We start from the raw sequence: 17,424 nt of genomic DNA, 5'->3' as shown, positions 1-17,424 counted from the left end.
GCCTCAGTCCCGGCTGGGGCCGAAACGCTCAGTCCGGATCGACTGCGGCGAGTGTCCCAACGCGAGCATGATGTCCGCGGCGGTCTCTACGAACCCGGTCGGCCCGCAAATGTACGTCGTGGCACCGAAGTCAGCTGGCCACGCGGCGGTGTTCAACGTCGCAACGTCGATGCGCCGCGGAATGCCGGACTGTCCTTCCGGAAGTTCCCGCGTGTAGACGTAAGTGATGTCCAAGCCCGCGTATGGTCGGCGAAGTTCCTCGGCGTAGTACAGCTCCGCTGGGGTACGCAGCGAGTAGACCAGCCGGAACAGTGCTTTGCTGCCAGCTTCGCGCCGAGCCCGGATCATCGCCATCAGCGGGACGATGCCCGCGCCGCCGGCGACGAGCAGGACAGGGGGCGAATCGGTGGGACGCCACACGAACCAGCCGCCGATCGGACCGCGGATTTCGACCGGGTCGCCGACCGCGTACGGGCCGGTGAGATGTTCGGACACTTCGCCGTCGGCTACCCGTTGCACGGTCAGTTCGATTCGATCCCCGTTCGCGGGCGCGGCGAGCGAATAACTGCGTTGTGCCGTGTAGCCGTCAGCTGCGGTGAGGCGAACGTCGACGTGTTGTCCCGCGAGGTGCCCCGGCCATCCTGGGATGTCGAAGACCAGCGTGCGCGCGGTCGGTGTCTCCTGCCGGATCTCGGCGAGCCTGGCGACACGCCACGCTAGTCGCCCTGATACCGCTGTTCCCGCCATGGATCTCCGTAGTCGTGGTAACCGGCCGCTTCCCAGAAGCCCGGGTCGTCCTTCGTCGCGAGTCGCAGCTCACGCACCCATTTCGCGGACTTCCAGAAGTAGAGGTGCGGCACCAGCAGCCGGGCGGGACCGCCGTGTTCCGGGGTGAGCGGCTTGCCGCCGTACTCGTAGGCGATCCAGGCTTGCCCGCCGAGGAGGTCCGCGAGCGGAAGGTTTGTGGTGTAGCCGCCGTAGGAATGCGCCATAACGTAATCAGCGGCCGTATCGAGATCCCCGACGAGCGCGTCCACTGGCACGCCACGCCAATGAGTGTCCAGTTTGGACCATTGGGTGACGCAATGGATGTCGACTGTGATCTTCTCGCTCGGCAACGCCATCAGTTCCGGCCACGACCATGAGCGACGTTCGCCGCGCTCGGTCACGACCGCGAACTCCCATCGCTCTGTGCTCACCCGAGGGGTGGGGCCTGCCGAGAGAACCGGGAAGTCTTCGGCGAGATACTGCCCTGGCGGCAGCCGCGGATTGGCACCGCGGGCGCGTCCGGTGAAGCCTGGTGTGACGATGCCCATCGCGCTCCCTCCGGACATATCCGACAGCTCAGTCCTCCAGACGCGAGACTACCCGCGGACCTGCAGCCCTAGCGACGTGACGAGCACCGCCGCCTGTTCCGGAGACACGATCGCGCCGGTCAGCAGCGCACGAGTCAGGTCGAGCGACGACAGATCGCTTCCCCGAAGCTCAGCGCGCGTGAGGTCGATGTCCTGCAGCTCCGCCCCGGACAGATCCACGTCGGTGAACACTGCTCCCGAACACTTCGCCTTGGTCAGGTCCGCTTCCCGCATCCGGACCCCTTGGAACGTGACTCCACGCAGGTCCGCGCCGTTCAAGCCGACGAAAGACCAGTCTCCGCCGGTCACGCGCAGAGGGCGCAAGTCGCAGTCCTGGAATCGGCTGCCGACCAGCTTGCACCCGGTGAACTCGGCATCGAACAGGTTGCACCCTTTGAACACGCAACCGGTGAACGCCGAGTCGGTGTGCCGGGAAGCGTTGAACTGGACGTTTCCGAACACACAGTCCAGGAAGGTGACACCGCGCGTGATCGCCTCGGTGAGGTCGACCTGGTGGAACTCACAGCGCGCGAACCGACGCGCCGCGAACTCCTCCGCGTACCAGTCTTCCCGCCGGTAGACGCGGTCCTCGACGGTCTCGGCACCAGACGGCTCCTGGCCGTGTTCAGACATTCGCCAAGCCTAGTTCGCCGCCCTGCCGGTGAGGTGCCGGATGCAAAGCCAAGCGTCTCGTCGCCACGGGATTCTGGCCGGTGGTGGCCAGAATCACCAGGACCGCAACACTTGCCGTGCCGCCTGTTGCTCGGTCGGCTTGCGTGGTCGGCTACTTCCCCTCTGTTACGCGGCTCATGCCACAGCGAGGAGCGGTCTCCTCAGGACCGCCATACGATGGCCGAATGAGCGAAGGCCGATGGTTCGATGCCTGGGTGCCCTGGCCCGAACTGTCGGGCCTGGCCGCCGCGGGCCGAGCACTGCTGCCCGCAGTGCCCGCGACCCCGGCCGCACTCGCCCGGACCGTCACCGAGCAACTGGTGGGCCGTCGCCTTACGACCACGGTGCAAGGCCACGAAGTGGGCCTGACCCTCACCGAACTCGACTATCCGGCGGACTCGCTTCGTCTGGCCACCGGTCGGGTGGGGGACGTCCGCATTGTCGCGGAAGATGTCGACTGGCCCGTTCCGAACAGCTCGGCGAGCCCCGTTGAGCACGGCCCTGGCAGCCTTGCCGGCACTGCCCGTTCGTCTCGAACGGGAGCGGCCGCAGCAACGTCGAACGCGCGTGGCGAAAAGACGGACCCGACCACCGCGGACGCGTCCGGTGCGCCTGCTGCGCCGGGCACTCAGTCCCTCGCCGACGAAACGAGCAAGCACGACGGCCCGCCGGATGCGGATGGTCTTGCGCCTGACCGCGTCGCACAGTCCACCGACGACCGAACTGCCGCACGCCTGTCCGGTCCACAAGAGAACACGGCATCGTCGGATTCTGGTCAATCGCAACATGATCGCCGCATCGCGGAAGCCACACCAGGTGCCGCAGCAGGTAACCCCACCTCGGGACCTGACGCACCAAGCGCGCGACGATCCGAAGCTGAACGACCGACTTCTCGACGCGACTCCGGACGGGCGTCCACCGGTCGCGAAGCCGACCCGGCAACCCGGCCAACTGCCGAGACGCCCGCACAACCAGACGTCGACCGCATTCCGCTGCGGCGGGTAACTGTGCTCGCCAAGGACGTACGGCTTCGAGGATTGCCTTCGCCTGCGGTGATTCCCGGATCTGTCGAGCTCGAGATAGAAATGAGCGGGACCGTGGTGCGGGATCGGGTCGCCGCGGCACGTCCGGATCTGGTCGCGACGCCGCATGCGGAAGGGTTCCGGGTGCGCTGGCGGAAGCGTCCGCACTGGGGGTTTCTGACTCTCGCCGCAGACATCGAAGACGAAGCGATAGTGCTGACGCCGACCGCGCTCCATGTCGGACGGTGGACGAGGCGTCCGCCGAAGCGGATCCGGCCGATCGTGCTCCCCCTCCCGGATCTGCCGAAAGGGTTGCGCCTGACCGGAATCCGGCCGGACGAAGACAAGCTCGCGCTGACGATCGCAGCCGACGAATGGCCCGGGCGGCTCGCCCGGATTCCGTTGCCGGACCTGCTGACCTGGCTGACGACAGCGGCAATGACACTGACACTTCCCGGATTCGGATCACGGTCCCTCCCCTGAACCGGCGGCGGCACCCACCGGACCCCCTCTGGGCCCGATCACTGGATGCAGCACTGCCGCGTTCCAGAGTGCTCGAACAACAGTTCTAAATCATCACCCGATCAGGGATATATCGAAAACCGTTGGCGCACAAGGGAAACTGGAACACGAGCGGAAATCCTGTCGGTGCGGTCGGTTAACCTCGGAAGCGAGCCGTCAGTTCGCTCCGAGGGGACACCACTGATGACAGCCGCCGCAGAACTGCTCCGAAGAAACCGAAGATCCCGGCCTTGCGCCGGATCTCCACAGACCAGCACGCGTTCAGAGCGACGCTTGTTCCTCGACCGGAAGGCAGACCTCGAATCGCGTGTCGCCCGGTTCCGACGTCACTTTGATGTCGCCCGAGTGCCGTTCCACGACGATCCGCCACGAAATGTCCAACCCGAGGCCGGTGCCTTCGCCGACGTCCTTGGTCGTGAAGAACGGCTCGAAGATGCGCTGGCGCACCTCCTCCGGGATTCCCGGCCCGGTGTCTCCGATCTCGACCCGCACTTGCTTGCCGACCTGCCAGGTGCGCAGGGTCAGCGTTCCCTCGCCGCCCATTGCGCTGACGGCATTGTCGATGATGTTCGTCCACACCTGGTTCAGCTCGGCGGCGTAGGCCGGAATCCGGTCGATCGAGCAGTCGTAGTCCTTGACCACGCGGATTCCCTCGCCGAGCTTGCCCGACATCATCACGAGCGTGGAGTTGAGTCCTTCGTGGACGTCGATGAACTGGTGCGGCGCGCGATCCATTTGCGAGTACTGTTTCGCCGCGCCCACGAGCGTGGAAACCCGGCTGGTCGAGTCTTCGATCTCGCCCATCAGCATCTCGGTTTCGAGCGCGTACGCGAGCCAGCGGATCGCGCCGTCGAGCAGTCCTTCGCCCACCGACTCGAGAACGCGGTCGAGATTCTCCGGAGTGAGCCCGGCCGCGACGAAGATACTGGCGAGGTCCCAGCCCTGGTCGATGCCGTGGTCGTCGAACCAATCGCCGATCTCGTCCTCGCGATCGGCCTGCTGCATCGCGGAGAGTTTGGGCGCGTCGCCGACCTGTTTCACCAGGCGTTCCTGCACGTCGAGCAGCAGCTCGAGCAGATCCGGGTCGATGTCTTTCTTCGCCAGGATCGCCAGCTTGTGCCGCATGCCGGCGACGCGCTCGCGCAGTGCGGCAGTCGCCCGCACCGCGGCCGCGGCCGGGTTGTTGAGTTCGTGCATGAGCCCGGCGGACAACTCACCGAGGGCGACGAGCCTGCGGCGCGACGACACCAGCGCATCGGTGTTGCGCCAGCCGAGGTACATCCCCTCCAGCAGGTGCGCCGCCATCGGGAACCACTGCCGGAATTCGACGGCGAACTCGGCGGCGGGAAGCGTGAGGAAAGTCAGGTCGCTGACGGCGTAGATCGTCGCACCGTAGGTGGCTTCGCTGTCCTGGTAGGCCAGAAATTGCGTTGCACCGCAATAGGAACCGCGCTGGTCGGACCGCTTCATCTCGACCTCGGCTCCGGCCACCACGCGGGTCATCCGCAGCGCGCCGTTGAGCAGGACGTAGAAGCACGTCGCCGGGTCGCCCTCGCGGATCACCACGGAGTCGGCCTTGAACTCCTCGCGCACCGCGTTCTGCTCGATCCAATCGAGCTGCGCGTCGGAGAGATGTTCGAACAAGAACAGGCTGCGCAGTTCCTCGCGCGGCAAGGCGGGCTGAGTCACTGTTCCTCCAAGTAACGGTGGACCAGGGTCACGGCCATGGCGCCCTCGCCGACGGCGGACGCCACGCGTTTCACCGACTGCGAGCGCACGTCTCCGGCCACGAACACGCCGGGCACTGACGATTCCAGGTAATGCGGATCGCGGTCCAGAGTCCATCCCGGCGGCCTGCGCCCGTCTTCCACGAGGTCTGGGCCGGTCCGGACGAATCCGTGGGCGTCCCGGAGGACGCCTTTCCCCAGCCACTCCGTTCGCGGAGCGGCTCCGATGAAGATGAAGAGGTGTTCCGTGTCCAGTTTCTCGGTCACGCCGTCTTTGCAGACCGTGATGGCTTCGAGGTGATCGTCGCCATGAGCTTTGACGACCGTGGTGTGCGTGCGGACGTGGACGTTCTCGATGGCAGCGATCTGCTCGATGAGGTAGTGCGACATCGACGATTCCAGCGACGCGCCACGCACCAGCAGCGTCACGTCGGTGGCGTGCTGGGCGAAGAACACCGCTGCCTGGCCCGCGGAGTTCGCGCCGCCGACGATGTACACGTGGTCGTTCGAGCACTCAGGTGCTTCCGTCGCGGCTGAGCCGTAGTACACGCCGCGGCCGGTCAGCTCCGCGATTCCCTCGGCTTCCAGCGCTCGGTAATTGACGCCGCTGGAAAGGATCACGGAGTGCGCCGCGATCTCGGATCCGTCGCCGAAGATCACGACCCGGCTCGACCCCCGCGCTTCCAGACCCACGACATCGCGTGCCGTGAGCACTTCGGCGCCAAACTTCTGCGCTTGGCGGCGGGCTCGGTCCGTGAGCTGCGCGCCGGACACTCCGTCCGGGAAGCCCAGGTAGTTCTCGATCCGGGAGCTGGTCCCGGCCTGGCCGCCGGTGGCCTTGCGCTCGACCAGCACGGTTCGCAGTCCCTCGGAAGCGCCGTACACTGCGGCGCCGAGTCCGGCCGGTCCGCCGCCGATCACCACCAGGTCGTAAAAGTCCTGCGCGGGCTGGGTAGAAAGGCCCACCGCGTTGGCGATCTCGCTTCCCGATGGTTGTTTCAGCACGGTGCCGTCCGGCGTCACCACGACCGGGATGTCGGTCTCGCACGCCCCAGCGGCTTGGAGGATGCGGCTGCCTTCTTCGTCGTCGACCGAGTACCAGCGGTACGGGACGGCGTTGCGGGCGAGGAAGTCGCGCATCCGGAACGACGGCGCCGAGTACCGGTGCCCGATCAGCTTCGTCTCTTCCACCGGACGATCGCCGACCGCGAGCCAGGTCTCGACGAGAGAGTCGATGACCGGGTACAGCTTCTCCTCGGGCGGGTCCCAGGGCTTGAGCAGGTAGTGGTCGACGTCGACCACGTTGATCGCCTGGATCGCGGCGTCGGTGTCGGCGTAGGCCGTCAGCAGCGCGCGCCGGGCGTTGGGGAAAAGATCCATCGCCTTCTCCAGGAAGACGATGCCGTCCATGTGCGGCATGCGGTAGTCGGCGAGGATCGCCGCGACGGCGTCGCCGCGGAGCTTGATCTCGCGAAGGGCGTCGAGGGCGTCGGCCCCCGAGTCGGCACGGATGACGCGGTAGTCCTTGCCGTAGCGGCGACGCAGGTCGCGCGCCACCGACCGCGAAACGGCGGGGTCGTCGTCGACGGTCATCAGGATCGGCTGGCTCACACGGCACAGCCTACGGTGTCCCGCCGGCTGTCGTGGCAAACAACAAGACCAGGGACCGGCACCCGTCGCGGCCGCCACCGCGACGGGCACCGGTTGTCCAGGAGGCGGCTACGGGTAGCGCACTAAGTTCACCGGTTTCGTCCCCGCCGGGGTGGTTTCGCCGACGTCGTTGATCACGCGAGTGATCGTTCCCTGGTGGTTGAGCGAAACCGTCACCATGTCGTGGAACCGCACATTCGGTGCCGTCGGTGCCTCGAAGGCGTGCGAGCAGGCCACCGACGGGTTCGTGCTGAAGAAGCAGTAACTGCCCAAGCCCCAGGCTTGGTGGCTGGTCACTTCCGGGGCGACCTGGTACGCGGCGTAGCCCGCAATCTCGCCGTTCATCCAGGCTGCCTGGTCGGGGACGTCATAGGGCATCTCGTTCTGGAAGAAGTAGGTGCGCCCCCCGTTTCCGTTCCAGGCCACCTGCGCCTTCTGGAAGTGTTCGACAAACAACCCGTAGACGGTCACGTCGTTGCCGTTCACCACCAGTCCGGTATCGGCAGTATTAGAGCTCCAGCCGACGTGGCTGTCGTCGGCTGCGTGGTCGGCTCGCCAGAGCCACAGGTGGTCGCCGATCACGCCGTTGCTGTTGACGACGAGGCTGGTGCGAGCTTTGCCAGCAGCGGCACCGCCGACGCGGAAGAACACGTCGTGCAGCGAGGTCGGGTTCGCTGAATGGTCCGCGCCCGCTCCTGGAGCGCCGACCTGCATGAGCATGGCCGACGAGGTCGTTCCGGCGTCGATCAGCAGGCCGGCGATCTTCACCCCGTCCACGTCGTCGACATCGATCGCGGTGATGCCGCCGTCTGGCACCAAGGTCGCGATGCCAAGCCCGAGGACAACGGTGTCCGGGCGGGTCACGTGGAGCGGCTGATCAAGGTGGTACACGCCTGGGGTGATCAGCAAGTTCTTGCCCGCCGTCAGCGCCGCGTTCATCTGGTCCGCGGTAGCGCCAGGCTTCGCGATGAAGAACTGGTCGATGGGCAGCGCCGCACCTGGTGCGGTGTCATGTTCCCAGGTAACCCCGGATGTGTTGCTTCGCAGTGCCGGCACGAACACCCGGTAGTCACCGGACTCATCGACCTGGAGGCACGGCTTCTCGCGGACGACCGGGGTTTGGCCGATCGTCGTGTAGGGCGGGTCCGGAAAATTGCCGGCGGGAGCACCTTCCACTCCGACGAAAACCATGTTCCAGGTGGATCCATTCCAACTGCCGAACTGCGAATCACGCGAGATCCATTGCTGTTGCGACCCTGAGCGGACCTGGCCGTCGATCTTCGTGTCCGAGATCCAACCACCGCTCGACCAGCCGCCGCCGTCGTCGAGGCGAAGGTCGCCTCGAACGTGCATGCGCCGGTACGGGCTCGCCTGCGAAACAGCCCATTGATCCGCGCCCCCGACGGGGTTCACTGACAGGTTTTCCGCGCCGCGCCAGAAGTTCTGGGTCGCGTTGTTCGGGGGAAGCCAGTCTGCCTCTACGTGCACCGCGCCGTTGATCGTCACGGCGTCGGGTGTGCTGCCCAGCCCGAGGATTTGGGTGTAGAAGCCGACGTTCACGTCGTTGGAGTATGTGCCCGGCTTGAACAGCACCGCGTAGCGTTGACTGCCGAACTGGTTCTTCTCCTGCTCCGCGAAGATCGCGTCGAGCTTGCGTTGGATGCTCGCGCACGGCATCGACGGATCGAAAACAACGACGTTCGGCCCCAGGTCCACTTGTCCCGGCGGCGAAGAAGTAGTGCCACCCACAGAGGCCAGTGTGAACGACCGGTCGGCGATGTCAGGACGGCCGTGCTCCTGCGGCTCCGCACGGTCGGCAGCCAGTCCGGCCGGGCGCGGTTCGCAGACGCGGCCGGAGCCAAGATCCACAACCTGCGTAGTCGGATGTGCTGGCCATTGCGGGTCAGGCGCGGTGGACGGCGCTCGCTGCGGGACTGCGGTCCAGCGGTTTCCCGAGATGTCCTTGTCCTCTGCCGGGGCAAAGCGGGAGGGCCGGGTGGTCGCCTCGTCGTCGCCCTCAAGGGTGAGGTGGAAGTGCCAATCGTGCGCGATTGTTCCGGTGCCGGTGTACGAGCGGGCGAGCGAGACTGGTGTGGCGAGCGGCGGAGCAGCGTTCGCCGTCGCGGTTTGGCCAGGCCATGCGTTCGCCCCGATGGGCTGATCGGGCAGCGCTCCATCGTTCCGGGCGGGAAAGTAACCAGCCGAGTTCGGAGGCGTCAGCGCTAGAGCCGCGACTCTCCGTGATTCGGGATTCATCGCCACCTCCTCGCTGAGACCGGACCACCAGGCGGCCCCCGGCCGGAGACGCGGTCCGCCAGATGGCGACGGTCGGCTCGACGTCACGACTGCGTGAGGAATGTAACCGCGGACACACCGGCACTCAACGAAAACCTGAAGAAAAGTCAGGAAGGGCAGACGACCTGCACTAATACGCCCGGAGCCGTCGACAGGAAAGTCGATTCGACCAGATCGGCAAACCTCTCCCACGCGCCTGCGGCACGTAACCGACCCCCTGGCGAAGGCGCTGAAGCCGGGGTGTACTGTATGTCCATACGAGATGCGGAGTTCACCTCTGCTTCGGGGCTATGGCGCAGCTGGTAGCGCACCTCACTGGCAGTGAGGGGGTCAGGGGTTCGAGTCCCCTTAGCTCCACCCTAGGGGTCTTACTAGAACAAGTGCCTGAATGAAGGCCACGAAGTAGGACCGTGACGCTTGACGGCGTGCAAGGACCACCCGCGTTGCGGGTGGTCCTTTTGTTTGTGTCCTCCGCGTTGGATGCGGCGGTCCGCTGACCTTGGATGGCGTGGAGTTCGCCGAAGGGTTCACGGAGCTCACCGTCTGTGATCTTGTCGTCCTCGATGTAGAGGGCGTGGAAGATCGCCTGGTTGAGGAGGCGGCGCTGTTGGTCGTTGCAGCGTCGGTACAGCTGGTCGGGCTGTTCGAGGAGGGCAAGGCTGGCGTTGACGAGCTGGGCGCTGTCGGTGAGGTCGGCGTTGGCTGTGTCGAGGCGCTCCTCCAGCCGGCGGCGCTCGCGGGCGATGTCGCGCAGCTTCTCCTTGACCTTGGTCCGAGGCAGCGTGCTGTCGGCGGCGAGGTCGATCAAGTTCTCCTCCTTCGTGTCGAGTTCCTTGAGCTGTGTGGTGATTTGCTTGCGCAGCAGGCGTGCGGACTTTTCCTGCTCGCCGAGCACGGCATCGATCTGGTCGCGCATGTCAGCGATGAACGGCTGGCTGAAGCGAATCGCGGAGTAGTGGCGCTCAACCGCGTCCTCGACGAGTGTGACGTTGACGTGGGGTGCTTGGCACAGCCCCTTTTGCCGGCCGCGGCAGAAAAAGTACAGGTACTCGGCACCCTTCGAGTTGATGGTCCGTTGGATGATCATCCGCCGCTTGATGCCGTCGCGTTGGCAGCGTCCACAGAACAGCGATCCCTTGAGGTAGTGGTGGTGGACGCGACGGCGTTCTTGTGCCGTCATGCGCGATTCGAGGATCTCCTGGACGGTGTCGAAGAGGTCCTCGTCGATGAGGGGCTCGTGTCGCCCCTGGATTTCTTCGCCGTCGTACTCGACGTATCCGAGGTAGTAGCGATCGCGCAGCATTTGCGAAATCTTGTTCTCGGAGACCTTCTTGGCTGGGTGTCGCCGGGTGGCCCTGGTGCGGAGGCCGCGGTCGTAGAGCTCGTCAGCCAGCTCTTCTTGCGTGTAGTCGCCGGTGGCGAAGAGCTCGAAACCCAGCTGGACAAAGGGCGCTCGTTCGGGGTCGACGATGATCGTGCGGATCACGCGGCCGTCGGAGTGGTCGATGTGGTTGAGGTAGCCGAGCTTCGCGCGGCCGAGCGTGCCGCCGTTGCGGGCCTTCTGGCCCATCTTGTAGGCGATGTCGGCACCGGACTGGCGGGATTGGTACTCGTTGAACGTGGCCAGGATGCCGTGCATCAGCTGGCCGACCGGGGTGTCGTCGATGGCCTCGGTGGCCGAGACCAGGGTGACGCCGCGCTTGCGCAGGTCTGCCATGACGATCGCGTCGTCGTAGCGGTTCCGCGCCATGCGCGAGAGCTGGTAGATGATGATGACGTCAACGTCGCCCTGGCTGCGCACCCGCGCGAGCATCTGTTGGAATGCTTCGCGCTTAGTCATCTCCATGGCTGAGCGTCCGGGCTCGACGTACTCGTCGATGACCGTGACGCCCAGGTCCCGCGCCTTGCGCAAGCACGCTTCCCGTTGGGCCGGAATGGAGATGCCTTCCGGGTTGTAGTCGGTCCGGACTTGCCCGGTCGAGGACACGCGCAGGTAGATCACTGCGCGAGTGCCGGGGGCAAGGTCGTCCATCGGCGGCTGGATGGGGATGGTGACGTCCTGCTGCAGTTCATCGATGAAGTCGGCATAGGCGCTGGTCATGACACCTCCTTCTGAGGGCGGCCTGGACGGAGGACCGTGCAACCGGCGAGTGGGTCCTGGCGGCTGGATCGCGCGCTCCCGGCGAGCGGCGAATTCATGGCCGGGTTGCTGTTTCTCGACGGCTGCGGAACCGCGCGAGCATGCGTCGGAACAGCTGGCGTTTCGGCCGTCGCCAGAGTCGAGCGTTTGGGTCGACGTACTCGTCGATGAGCCAGACGCCCAGTTCCCTGGCCTTGCGCAGACATGCCGCACGCTGGGCCGTGACGCTGTGGTCGGTCTCGGCCCGTCCGAGCGAGGCCACGCGCGTGTAGATCACCGCGCGGGTGGTGGGCGCAGGGGCATCCGACGGCTGGAGTTCGTTGTCCGAGTTGGCGTAGTCGGTGGTCATGACACCTCGTTACGAGTCGGTCTGGATGGGGATGTGCTGGTCGGCGCAGTGGGCCCCGGCGGGATTTGCAGTTACCCGGCGAGCGGTGACTCGTCGGCGGATTGCTGGTCGTGGCGACGACGGTCGCGACGATCTGCGAGTGCGCCGGTCTGCTCGATCTCCGCGACGGCACTCACCACGCGTACGAGGAAGAGGCCGTGCGCGGTCTCCGTGTCGAGGGCGGGATCAGCGGCCGAGACGACCCGCACGCCTCGGGACGTCAGCTCGTTGAGCACGAAGGCGAGGTGCTGCGTCTTGCGGGAAAGGCTGTACAGGTGGTTGACGACGAGCACGTCGATGACTCCGGATCGGGCTGCCGCCAATACCCGTTGCAGCCCAGGACGCTTCAGCGTGCCGCCTGATGCGTAGTCGCTGCTGCGGAGAGCGATGTGCCAACCGGGTTGGGCCGCGACGTAGGTCTGCAGGTGATCGCTTTCGCGGAGCGTGGGCCACCGCGGGTAGAGGCCGACGCGTACCAGCCGTCGAGTCCGTGGGTGTGCGGCCCGACGGCTGCGGGGATCGCAAGTGGCAGGCGGCATTGTGGTGAACCTTCCTTTCGAGTCATTGGCGAGTGGCTTCGATCCGCTGGGTTCGTTGCGCGAACGCGAACGCGCGACGTCATGCCGCGTCGCGGCGGTGATCGGGGTGGCTGGCGTCTGAGGTGCCTGGCTCGGCGGGCAGTGTTTGCTCGCTGGCTTCGGCCTGCGCCAGGTCTGCCGCGAGGCTGGCGACCACCCGCGCGAGCTTGCGCATGTCGGGGGGATCGCGGCGGACACCGCGCACCACCACGTTGCGCACAGCTCTGCTCGCGCCAACGCGCCGTCGGGGTTGCCTGCTCGGCGCGTTGACGGGGCTTCCCTGCTGCTCCTGGTCGGCCGGAGCAGGAACGTCGGCGCAGTTGTTGTCGGCCTGATCGGGGTTGCGAGGTTGAGCGCACATGAGCGCCCCCTTCGTGCCCGTGAAGCCCGCGGCTGGCGGAGGTTCACAGGGCTGCTGGTCGGCGACAGGAACCGTCGACACAGCGGGCACTCCCAGCTGCCGACACCTGCGGTCGCCGATCCGCGCGAAGCGGGTTTCGCGGCGATGCGGGCACGCACCATGACGTGCGTTGAATGAGCTGGGACCGCCAAAGCTGTCACGACCAACGGGCCTCTACTCCCCGCATGCGTCTGTGTGGGGCCGGCGCTCGTGGCCGTGTTGGACTCTTGCCGTTCGGTAGGACTGTGTGCCTTGCCGAACTGGTGCTGGGTCACCTCGTCAGCACGAGGTGGGCGGTCGACGCGAGTCCAGAAGATCGCTACCGGCGCTGACCGCGAACGGCGGCGCGTCGGCATGGCGATGAACGTGATGGGTGCCGAAGCACCTCCTCTCTGTTGAACCGGGGACAGGTGCGCCATTCAACTAAGGTAACACCTGAATAGATCTAGTGCAGCCTGTGTATCTCAAGTGTCATCTGTGCATGGGTGTGTGTCTGCTGAACACGCCGAACGTGCGGCGGCCGGCTTCGGTCGCCATCGGGGACACTGAGCGTCGGTTGGCGACGGCGCGAAGCGCCTCGGAGCGACGGGGACGGGACGGCAGCGGGTGCAGATCGAGTGGCGGCTGCGGAAAGTCATGGCCTCCCGCGACGTCTGGACGGCGACCCAGCTGCGCGAACTCCTCATCCAACGCGCCGGGTTCGAACTGTCCCTCCAGTCGGTTGACGTGCTGATCAAGAAGCAGCCGGTCCAGGTGAAAGTGGCGACCTTGCAGGCGCTGTGCACGACGCTGCGGTGCACGCCCAACGAGCTGTTCGGAATCGACACGCCACGCGATGTCTCGCTCGTCGAACCGGACACCACGGAGTCCCGCGGCGAGCAGTGAGCCCGCGGCGGCGAATGCGGCGACGGCCATCACGCGGCCCTCCCCAATACCTGCGGGGGACACGCTGTCCGCAAACAGTCCTGCCGAACCAACGTGGTTCGAATCAGCCGATACCAGCTGAGCGCGAAGCGCAGACAGTCCGCCGGGGACTCCGAAGATGAGGAAGTGGTGTGCGTGCGCGGCTGGCTGGATGCCAGCATGGTGGCCATGACGAAGCGTGCGATGTCCAAGGAGGGCGAGGAAGAAGCTCGACGGCTGGTGGAGTCGGTGCGCGGCGTGCCGGTAACCCCTTGGGACGAAGGTGGTGGTCGCGGCTCCAGGTACGACTTCAACATCGGCAAGGACGGCGCGCTGGAGGTAACCAGCCTGGCTGATGAAGGCGCGGAGGTCGTGTTGAGGCGTGCCAGCCGCGCAACGACATCGAGGCCCTCGTCTCGGTTGACCAGGACCTGGCTGGTGATGGTCGACATGCCGAACAACTTCGGACTGACGAGCGGAACACCGAGTTCCGCGGGCTGGCTGACCGGATCGAAGACCAACTCGTGGAGATGGAGCGCCGGGGCGAGTCGGAGATGAGTCGTTGGTCTTCTCGTGTCCAGGGCCTCTGTGATGATCCGTCGTGCCCGTTTCACGGCCTGGCGCGGTTGAGGGTGGTCTCGGCAACCGCGTTCGACGTGAAGGGCCTGCGTCCGCCGGAGATCTTCATGTCTCTGGCTCACGGGCAGGTGTGCCATGGCCCCAACGATCTGCCGGAAGCGATCGAGCAATGCCTGGCGGACAAGCCGGACAACTGGCGAAAGCTCCAAGTACCCGGCAAGGCTGATCGGCAGGTCTTCTTCTGGGCCCGGCAGAGTCGGTGGAGTGCGCTGCGCGCGTTGCGGATGGACGAGTTGCCCAGCCGTGCCCCGGACGTGGAGAAGTACGGGATCACCGGTGTGTGGGCGGGCATCCTCGGGCGGTGGGACAAGGCACTGTTTTGGTCGGTGACCACCGACTGGGTTCGCGTGCAGATAGATGAGAACGCTGAGTCGGCGTAAGGCGACGGCGAGGGTCCACCGACGGGAGGTCATGCCGCGCTCGGCGGGGAGTCGGCCGAGTCCGCCGCGCCGGACGGACCTTCAGCAGCGCCGGGCTGGGCGCGGTGGAAGGTGCGCTCGTCGACGAGTGGCTCGTGCACCTTCGGCGCCGAGGTGACCCATTGCTCGATGGGCGCCGGGCGGCCGGCGACGGTGCGAGCCCAGACCTGGCGCCCGGTGTACTTGACGTTGGTGACAACCCGCCGGACCCCCTTGGCGGTCCAGCGCCCGTTGGGCACAGGGGCGGGGTACTGGTGGGGGTCGCTGTTGAGTCGTGCGGCGATGACGGCGAACGTCATGCCGTGGTCGGCGCGCCAGGTGAAGATCTGTTTGACGACGGCGGCGGTCTGCCAGTCCGGGACGAGGACCGCGCGTAGTTTGCTGTGTCCGCTGGGGTCGGTGACCCGGATGCGCAGGGCTCGGTAGCCGTAGGGCGGCGGCCCGATTTGGTAGCCGGCGCGGACGAGTTCGACCATCGCCTGACGGGCGCGGCGGGTGGTCTCGGCGTGGTGCGCGGCGAGTGGGGCCCACTGGATTCGGTTGCCGCGGGCATCGACCAATACGTCGTCATCGGACTGGTCATCCGCTCGTGCTTCGGGGTCGACGGCGGTTGCACCCGACTGACTTGTCCACAGGTTTGTCCACAGGTGGGCCCACCATGGTGGACGGGTCTCGGCCACCGGTGTGCCGGTGCAATGGTGGTATGCGGCGGCGCGAAGCGCGGTGCGCTTGCGGCGGAACTCGGGGTGCCAGCCGCACTCGCGGCAGTACAGGCGGGTGGTCATGCCGCTCGCCTCCAGCCGGGGTACTCGGCGCCGTTGACGGCGGGCCGGATGACCTCGTCCTCGGTCGGCCACGGGGTGCCGGCTGCCGCGGCGGCGGCGAGTTCGGCGTCGTGGGCGAGTTGGAAGACGAGCACCTCGTGGTGCGCGGTGAGCGCGGCCAGCGTACCGGCGGCGCGGGTTCGGGCGGCGGCGCGGCGCTCGGCCAGTGAGGCGCGGGTGACCAGTCGGTTGCCGCGCAGTCCGGCGGTTAGTGCGATGCACCGCTCGACCGGGGACAGCCCGGCCGAGGTCGCGGCGGCGATGAGCGGGGTGGTCAGGTCGACCAGCGCGCCGTCCGGGTTCCGCAGGGGTCGCGTCACGATGGCGACGTGTCCGCCGGAGCGCAGCAGCGGCTCGCAGTAGAGCAGTGTCGTGGCGAGGTCGGCGAGGGCGGACTCGACCGGGTCGCGGTCCGGACCGTTCGCGCGGTCCGGCGCGGTGCGCAGGGTGGTCAGGACGAGTCCGACTCGCCCGATCAACCCGGCGGCCCGGACGGTCGCGAGCACCTTCGGTCGGGCGTCGAGGACCGAGCCGTCGCGCCACGCGCCCGCGGTCTTAGCGGCGGTGACGTTGGCGCGAGCGAGCGTCCACCACCGGGTGCGGGAGGTGAGTCCGAGCGCGTGACGGCCGGCGCGCAGTGCCTCAACGAGGACGGTGCCGGCGCCGCAGTCCGGGTCGAGAACGAGGTCGCCGGGACGGGTGTAGGTGGCGATCGCGTGGGCGGCGACGGCGGGCGGAATCCGGTCGATGTCGGTCTCGGTGCCGGACACACAGCCGGCGTCGCGCAGCTGCGCGAGCGGGTCGCGCTGGCCGGTGGGCCAGACCGACAGCGGCGGCATCGGCGGCTCCTCCCCCGGCGGCAGGGGGAGCGGCCAAGGCGACGTGGGGCGGTCAGTCATCGGAGGTCTCCTCCCCGTCGGCGGCGTCGGTCAGGGCCGGCTGGCGGGTGAACACCAAGAGGTCGTCATGCACCTGGGTGTGCCGAGCGGGCGTCGCGAGCGGGCGCGCTGGCCCCTGCGGTCGGGGGTGCGGGGCCGGGGTCGCGACCGCGAGGGCGCCGTCGCGGACGGGGACGCGCAGCAGGGCGATGCGATCGAGGTAGTGCAGTCCGGCGTGCTGCGCGGCGCGCACCAACGAGCCGGCGGGGTCGGTGAGCCGATCACGGGACCGGTCACTGTGAGTGATGACGGCGAGGGTGCCGGTCGGGGTGAGCAGACCGGCCCAGTCGGCCGGACGGAACCAGTCGAGGGTGCGCGGGTCGGCCGCGGTGATGACGAGGTCGTAGCGGTCCGGACCCGCGCCGGTCGCGGTCGAGTCCGGTCCGGGACGGCGGTGTGTCGACGGCCCGGCGGGCTGGTCGGTGGTCGGACTGTCGGTGCGCGGTCGGGGTCCGGACTCGGACTCGACCGACGCGTCAGCGGAGTGTTCGTCTACCGGGTCGGGGTGCGCGACTGCGGTCTGGGTTTGGACGCCGCGGCCGAGTCGGACCACCGTCCAGCCCGCTTCGTGTAGTCCGGCGTACGGGCCGGGCCGGGACTGGTTGCGGCCCCCGGTTGGCGACCACGACGAGGGTGGGGCGAGGTAGGGCGCGGGGTCGAGCAGGAGCACCCGCTGGCCGGGCTGGGTGTAGGTGGTGACGAGCTTGATGACCGCGGTCAGCAGCCAGTTGGCGAGCAGTCCGGTGCCCTCGCGGAGGTCGTCTTGCGCGCACGGCCAGACGGTGCTCGGCCGAGCGGGACGCCGGTGGCGCAGGTTGAGGCGCAGGGTGCGCAGGCGCGGTGTTCGCCGCCTGTGCGGTAGCGGGATCGGGACGGTCGGGGGGTCGGTCGGGCTGTGCTCCTGGGAGCCGTCTCCCGGTGAGTCGTGGCCGTGTGTCGGGGTCATCGCGGG

The 17,424-nt window shown here is 67.3% G+C and carries 16 protein-coding genes, 1 tRNA gene and 1 pseudogene; 5 read left to right on the top strand and 13 right to left on the bottom strand.

Annotated elements, in window-relative coordinates:
- Positions 1-3: 3 nt before the first annotated feature.
- From H5411_RS13615 to H5411_RS13605, 3 genes are read right to left on the bottom strand one after another with little or no spacing between them, the layout of a single operon-like run.
- Positions 4-747 carry a ferredoxin reductase gene (locus H5411_RS13615; protein WP_101435453.1) on the bottom strand — a complete coding sequence of 248 codons (744 nt, stop codon included), beginning with the start codon at positions 745-747 and terminating at the stop codon, positions 4-6.
- Positions 717-1,316: a sulfite oxidase-like oxidoreductase gene (locus H5411_RS13610; protein WP_183123957.1), complete on the bottom strand. Its 600-nt coding sequence runs from the start codon at positions 1,314-1,316 to the stop codon at positions 717-719. Before H5411_RS13610 ends, H5411_RS13615 begins: the two co-directional genes overlap by 31 nt.
- A 48-nt stretch (positions 1,317-1,364) precedes the next feature.
- Complete coding sequence (locus H5411_RS13605; RefSeq protein WP_183123956.1) at positions 1,365-1,988, bottom strand: pentapeptide repeat-containing protein; 624 nt, start codon at positions 1,986-1,988, stop codon at positions 1,365-1,367.
- 224 nt (positions 1,989-2,212) lie between these two features.
- Here H5411_RS13605 and H5411_RS47550 point away from each other — a divergent pair, with 224 nt between their 5' ends.
- Positions 2,213-3,532, top strand: a complete 1,320-nt coding sequence (locus H5411_RS47550) for a hypothetical protein (RefSeq protein WP_246368955.1) — start codon at positions 2,213-2,215, stop codon at positions 3,530-3,532.
- Positions 3,533-3,832: 300 nt separating this feature from the next.
- On the opposite strand, the gene H5411_RS13590 is transcribed toward H5411_RS47550, so the two are convergent.
- The 3 genes from H5411_RS13590 to H5411_RS13580 form a co-directional block, all read right to left on the bottom strand.
- Positions 3,833-5,260 carry an ATP-binding protein gene (locus tag H5411_RS13590; RefSeq protein WP_101435456.1) on the bottom strand — a complete coding sequence of 476 codons (1,428 nt, stop codon included), beginning with the start codon at positions 5,258-5,260 and terminating at the stop codon, positions 3,833-3,835.
- Positions 5,257-6,909: an NAD(P)/FAD-dependent oxidoreductase gene (locus H5411_RS13585; protein WP_101435457.1), complete on the bottom strand. Its 1,653-nt coding sequence runs from the start codon at positions 6,907-6,909 to the stop codon at positions 5,257-5,259. Before H5411_RS13585 ends, H5411_RS13590 begins: the two co-directional genes overlap by 4 nt.
- 108 nt (positions 6,910-7,017) lie before the next feature.
- Positions 7,018-9,435, bottom strand: a complete 2,418-nt coding sequence (locus H5411_RS13580; protein WP_312878216.1) for a coagulation factor 5/8 type domain-containing protein — start codon at positions 9,433-9,435, stop codon at positions 7,018-7,020.
- 92 nt (positions 9,436-9,527) lie between these two features.
- Between H5411_RS13580 and H5411_RS13575 the strand changes: the two genes are divergently transcribed.
- Positions 9,528-9,600: transfer RNA gene (locus H5411_RS13575), tRNA-Ala, on the top strand.
- A gap of 883 nt (positions 9,601-10,483) precedes the next feature.
- Here the strand turns inward: H5411_RS13575 and H5411_RS47545 are convergent.
- From H5411_RS47545 to H5411_RS13555, 4 genes and pseudogenes are all read right to left on the bottom strand, one after another.
- A pseudogene (locus H5411_RS47545) lies at positions 10,484-11,275 on the bottom strand (recombinase family protein); the annotation flags it as partial.
- Positions 11,276-11,438: 163 nt separating this feature from the next.
- Positions 11,439-11,732 carry a recombinase family protein gene (locus tag H5411_RS13565; protein WP_110341528.1) on the bottom strand — a complete coding sequence of 98 codons (294 nt, stop codon included), beginning with the start codon at positions 11,730-11,732 and terminating at the stop codon, positions 11,439-11,441.
- Positions 11,733-11,803: 71 nt separating this feature from the next.
- Positions 11,804-12,310, bottom strand: a complete 507-nt coding sequence (locus H5411_RS13560) for a recombinase family protein (protein WP_110341526.1) — start codon at positions 12,308-12,310, stop codon at positions 11,804-11,806.
- Positions 12,311-12,389: 79 nt separating this feature from the next.
- Entirely contained in the window at positions 12,390-12,569 is a 180-nt protein-coding gene (locus H5411_RS13555) for a hypothetical protein (protein WP_110341524.1), read from the bottom strand.
- Between the two features lie 786 nt (positions 12,570-13,355).
- Here H5411_RS13555 and H5411_RS13550 point away from each other — a divergent pair.
- From H5411_RS13550 to H5411_RS13540, 3 genes are all read left to right on the top strand, one after another.
- The gene (locus H5411_RS13550; protein ID WP_110341522.1) at positions 13,356-13,634 is read left to right on the top strand and encodes a helix-turn-helix domain-containing protein; all 279 of its coding nucleotides are present in this window, start codon (positions 13,356-13,358) and stop codon (positions 13,632-13,634) included.
- Positions 13,635-13,808: 174 nt separating this feature from the next.
- Positions 13,809-14,210 carry a hypothetical protein gene (locus tag H5411_RS13545; protein ID WP_146240091.1) on the top strand — a complete coding sequence of 134 codons (402 nt, stop codon included), beginning with the start codon at positions 13,809-13,811 and terminating at the stop codon, positions 14,208-14,210.
- Positions 14,177-14,671 carry a hypothetical protein gene (locus H5411_RS13540; protein ID WP_110341518.1) on the top strand — a complete coding sequence of 165 codons (495 nt, stop codon included), beginning with the start codon at positions 14,177-14,179 and terminating at the stop codon, positions 14,669-14,671. The genes H5411_RS13545 and H5411_RS13540 overlap by 34 nt, the downstream gene beginning before the upstream one ends.
- Positions 14,672-14,700: 29 nt before the next feature.
- Here the strand turns inward: H5411_RS13540 and H5411_RS13535 are convergent, their stop codons facing one another.
- The 3 genes from H5411_RS13535 to H5411_RS13525 all read right to left on the bottom strand — a co-directional run.
- Complete coding sequence (locus H5411_RS13535; RefSeq protein WP_110341516.1) at positions 14,701-15,495, bottom strand: recombinase family protein; 795 nt, start codon at positions 15,493-15,495, stop codon at positions 14,701-14,703.
- Positions 15,492-16,433 (bottom strand): DNA methyltransferase, encoded by a 942-nt coding sequence (locus H5411_RS48425; RefSeq protein WP_110341514.1) that lies wholly within the window; start codon positions 16,431-16,433, stop codon positions 15,492-15,494. Before H5411_RS48425 ends, H5411_RS13535 begins: the two co-directional genes overlap by 4 nt.
- The coding region (locus tag H5411_RS13525) for a hypothetical protein (protein WP_183123955.1) at positions 16,426-17,424 on the bottom strand (999 nt) is incomplete at its 5' end. The genes H5411_RS48425 and H5411_RS13525, both read right to left, overlap by 8 nt.

This window comes from Amycolatopsis echigonensis, assembly GCF_014174495.1.
GTDB classification, from domain to species: Bacteria; Actinomycetota; Actinomycetes; order Mycobacteriales; family Pseudonocardiaceae; genus Amycolatopsis; species Amycolatopsis echigonensis.
Note: the sequence above shows the minus strand (reverse complement) of the source record. Positions and strands in the feature narration are given on the sequence as shown.

Bases quoted from the DNA above. Each gene is read 5' to 3' on its own strand.
- H5411_RS13615 (WP_101435453.1), bottom strand. From the start codon at position 747: ATGGCGGGAACAGCGGTATCAGGGCGACTAGCGTGGCGTGTCGCCAGG.
- H5411_RS13610 (WP_183123957.1), bottom strand. From the start codon at position 1,316: ATGGGCATCGTCACACCAGGCTTCACCGGACGCGCCCGCGGTGCCAAT.
- H5411_RS13605 (WP_183123956.1), bottom strand. From the start codon at position 1,988: ATGTCTGAACACGGCCAGGAGCCGTCTGGTGCCGAGACCGTCGAGGAC.
- H5411_RS47550 (WP_246368955.1), top strand. From the start codon at position 2,213: ATGAGCGAAGGCCGATGGTTCGATGCCTGGGTGCCCTGGCCCGAACTG.
- H5411_RS13565 (WP_110341528.1), bottom strand. From the start codon at position 11,732: ATGACCACCGACTACGCCAACTCGGACAACGAACTCCAGCCGTCGGAT.
- H5411_RS13560 (WP_110341526.1), bottom strand. From the start codon at position 12,310: ATGCCGCCTGCCACTTGCGATCCCCGCAGCCGTCGGGCCGCACACCCA.
- H5411_RS13535 (WP_110341516.1), bottom strand. From the start codon at position 15,495: ATGACCACCCGCCTGTACTGCCGCGAGTGCGGCTGGCACCCCGAGTTC.
- H5411_RS48425 (WP_110341514.1), bottom strand. From the start codon at position 16,433: ATGACTGACCGCCCCACGTCGCCTTGGCCGCTCCCCCTGCCGCCGGGG.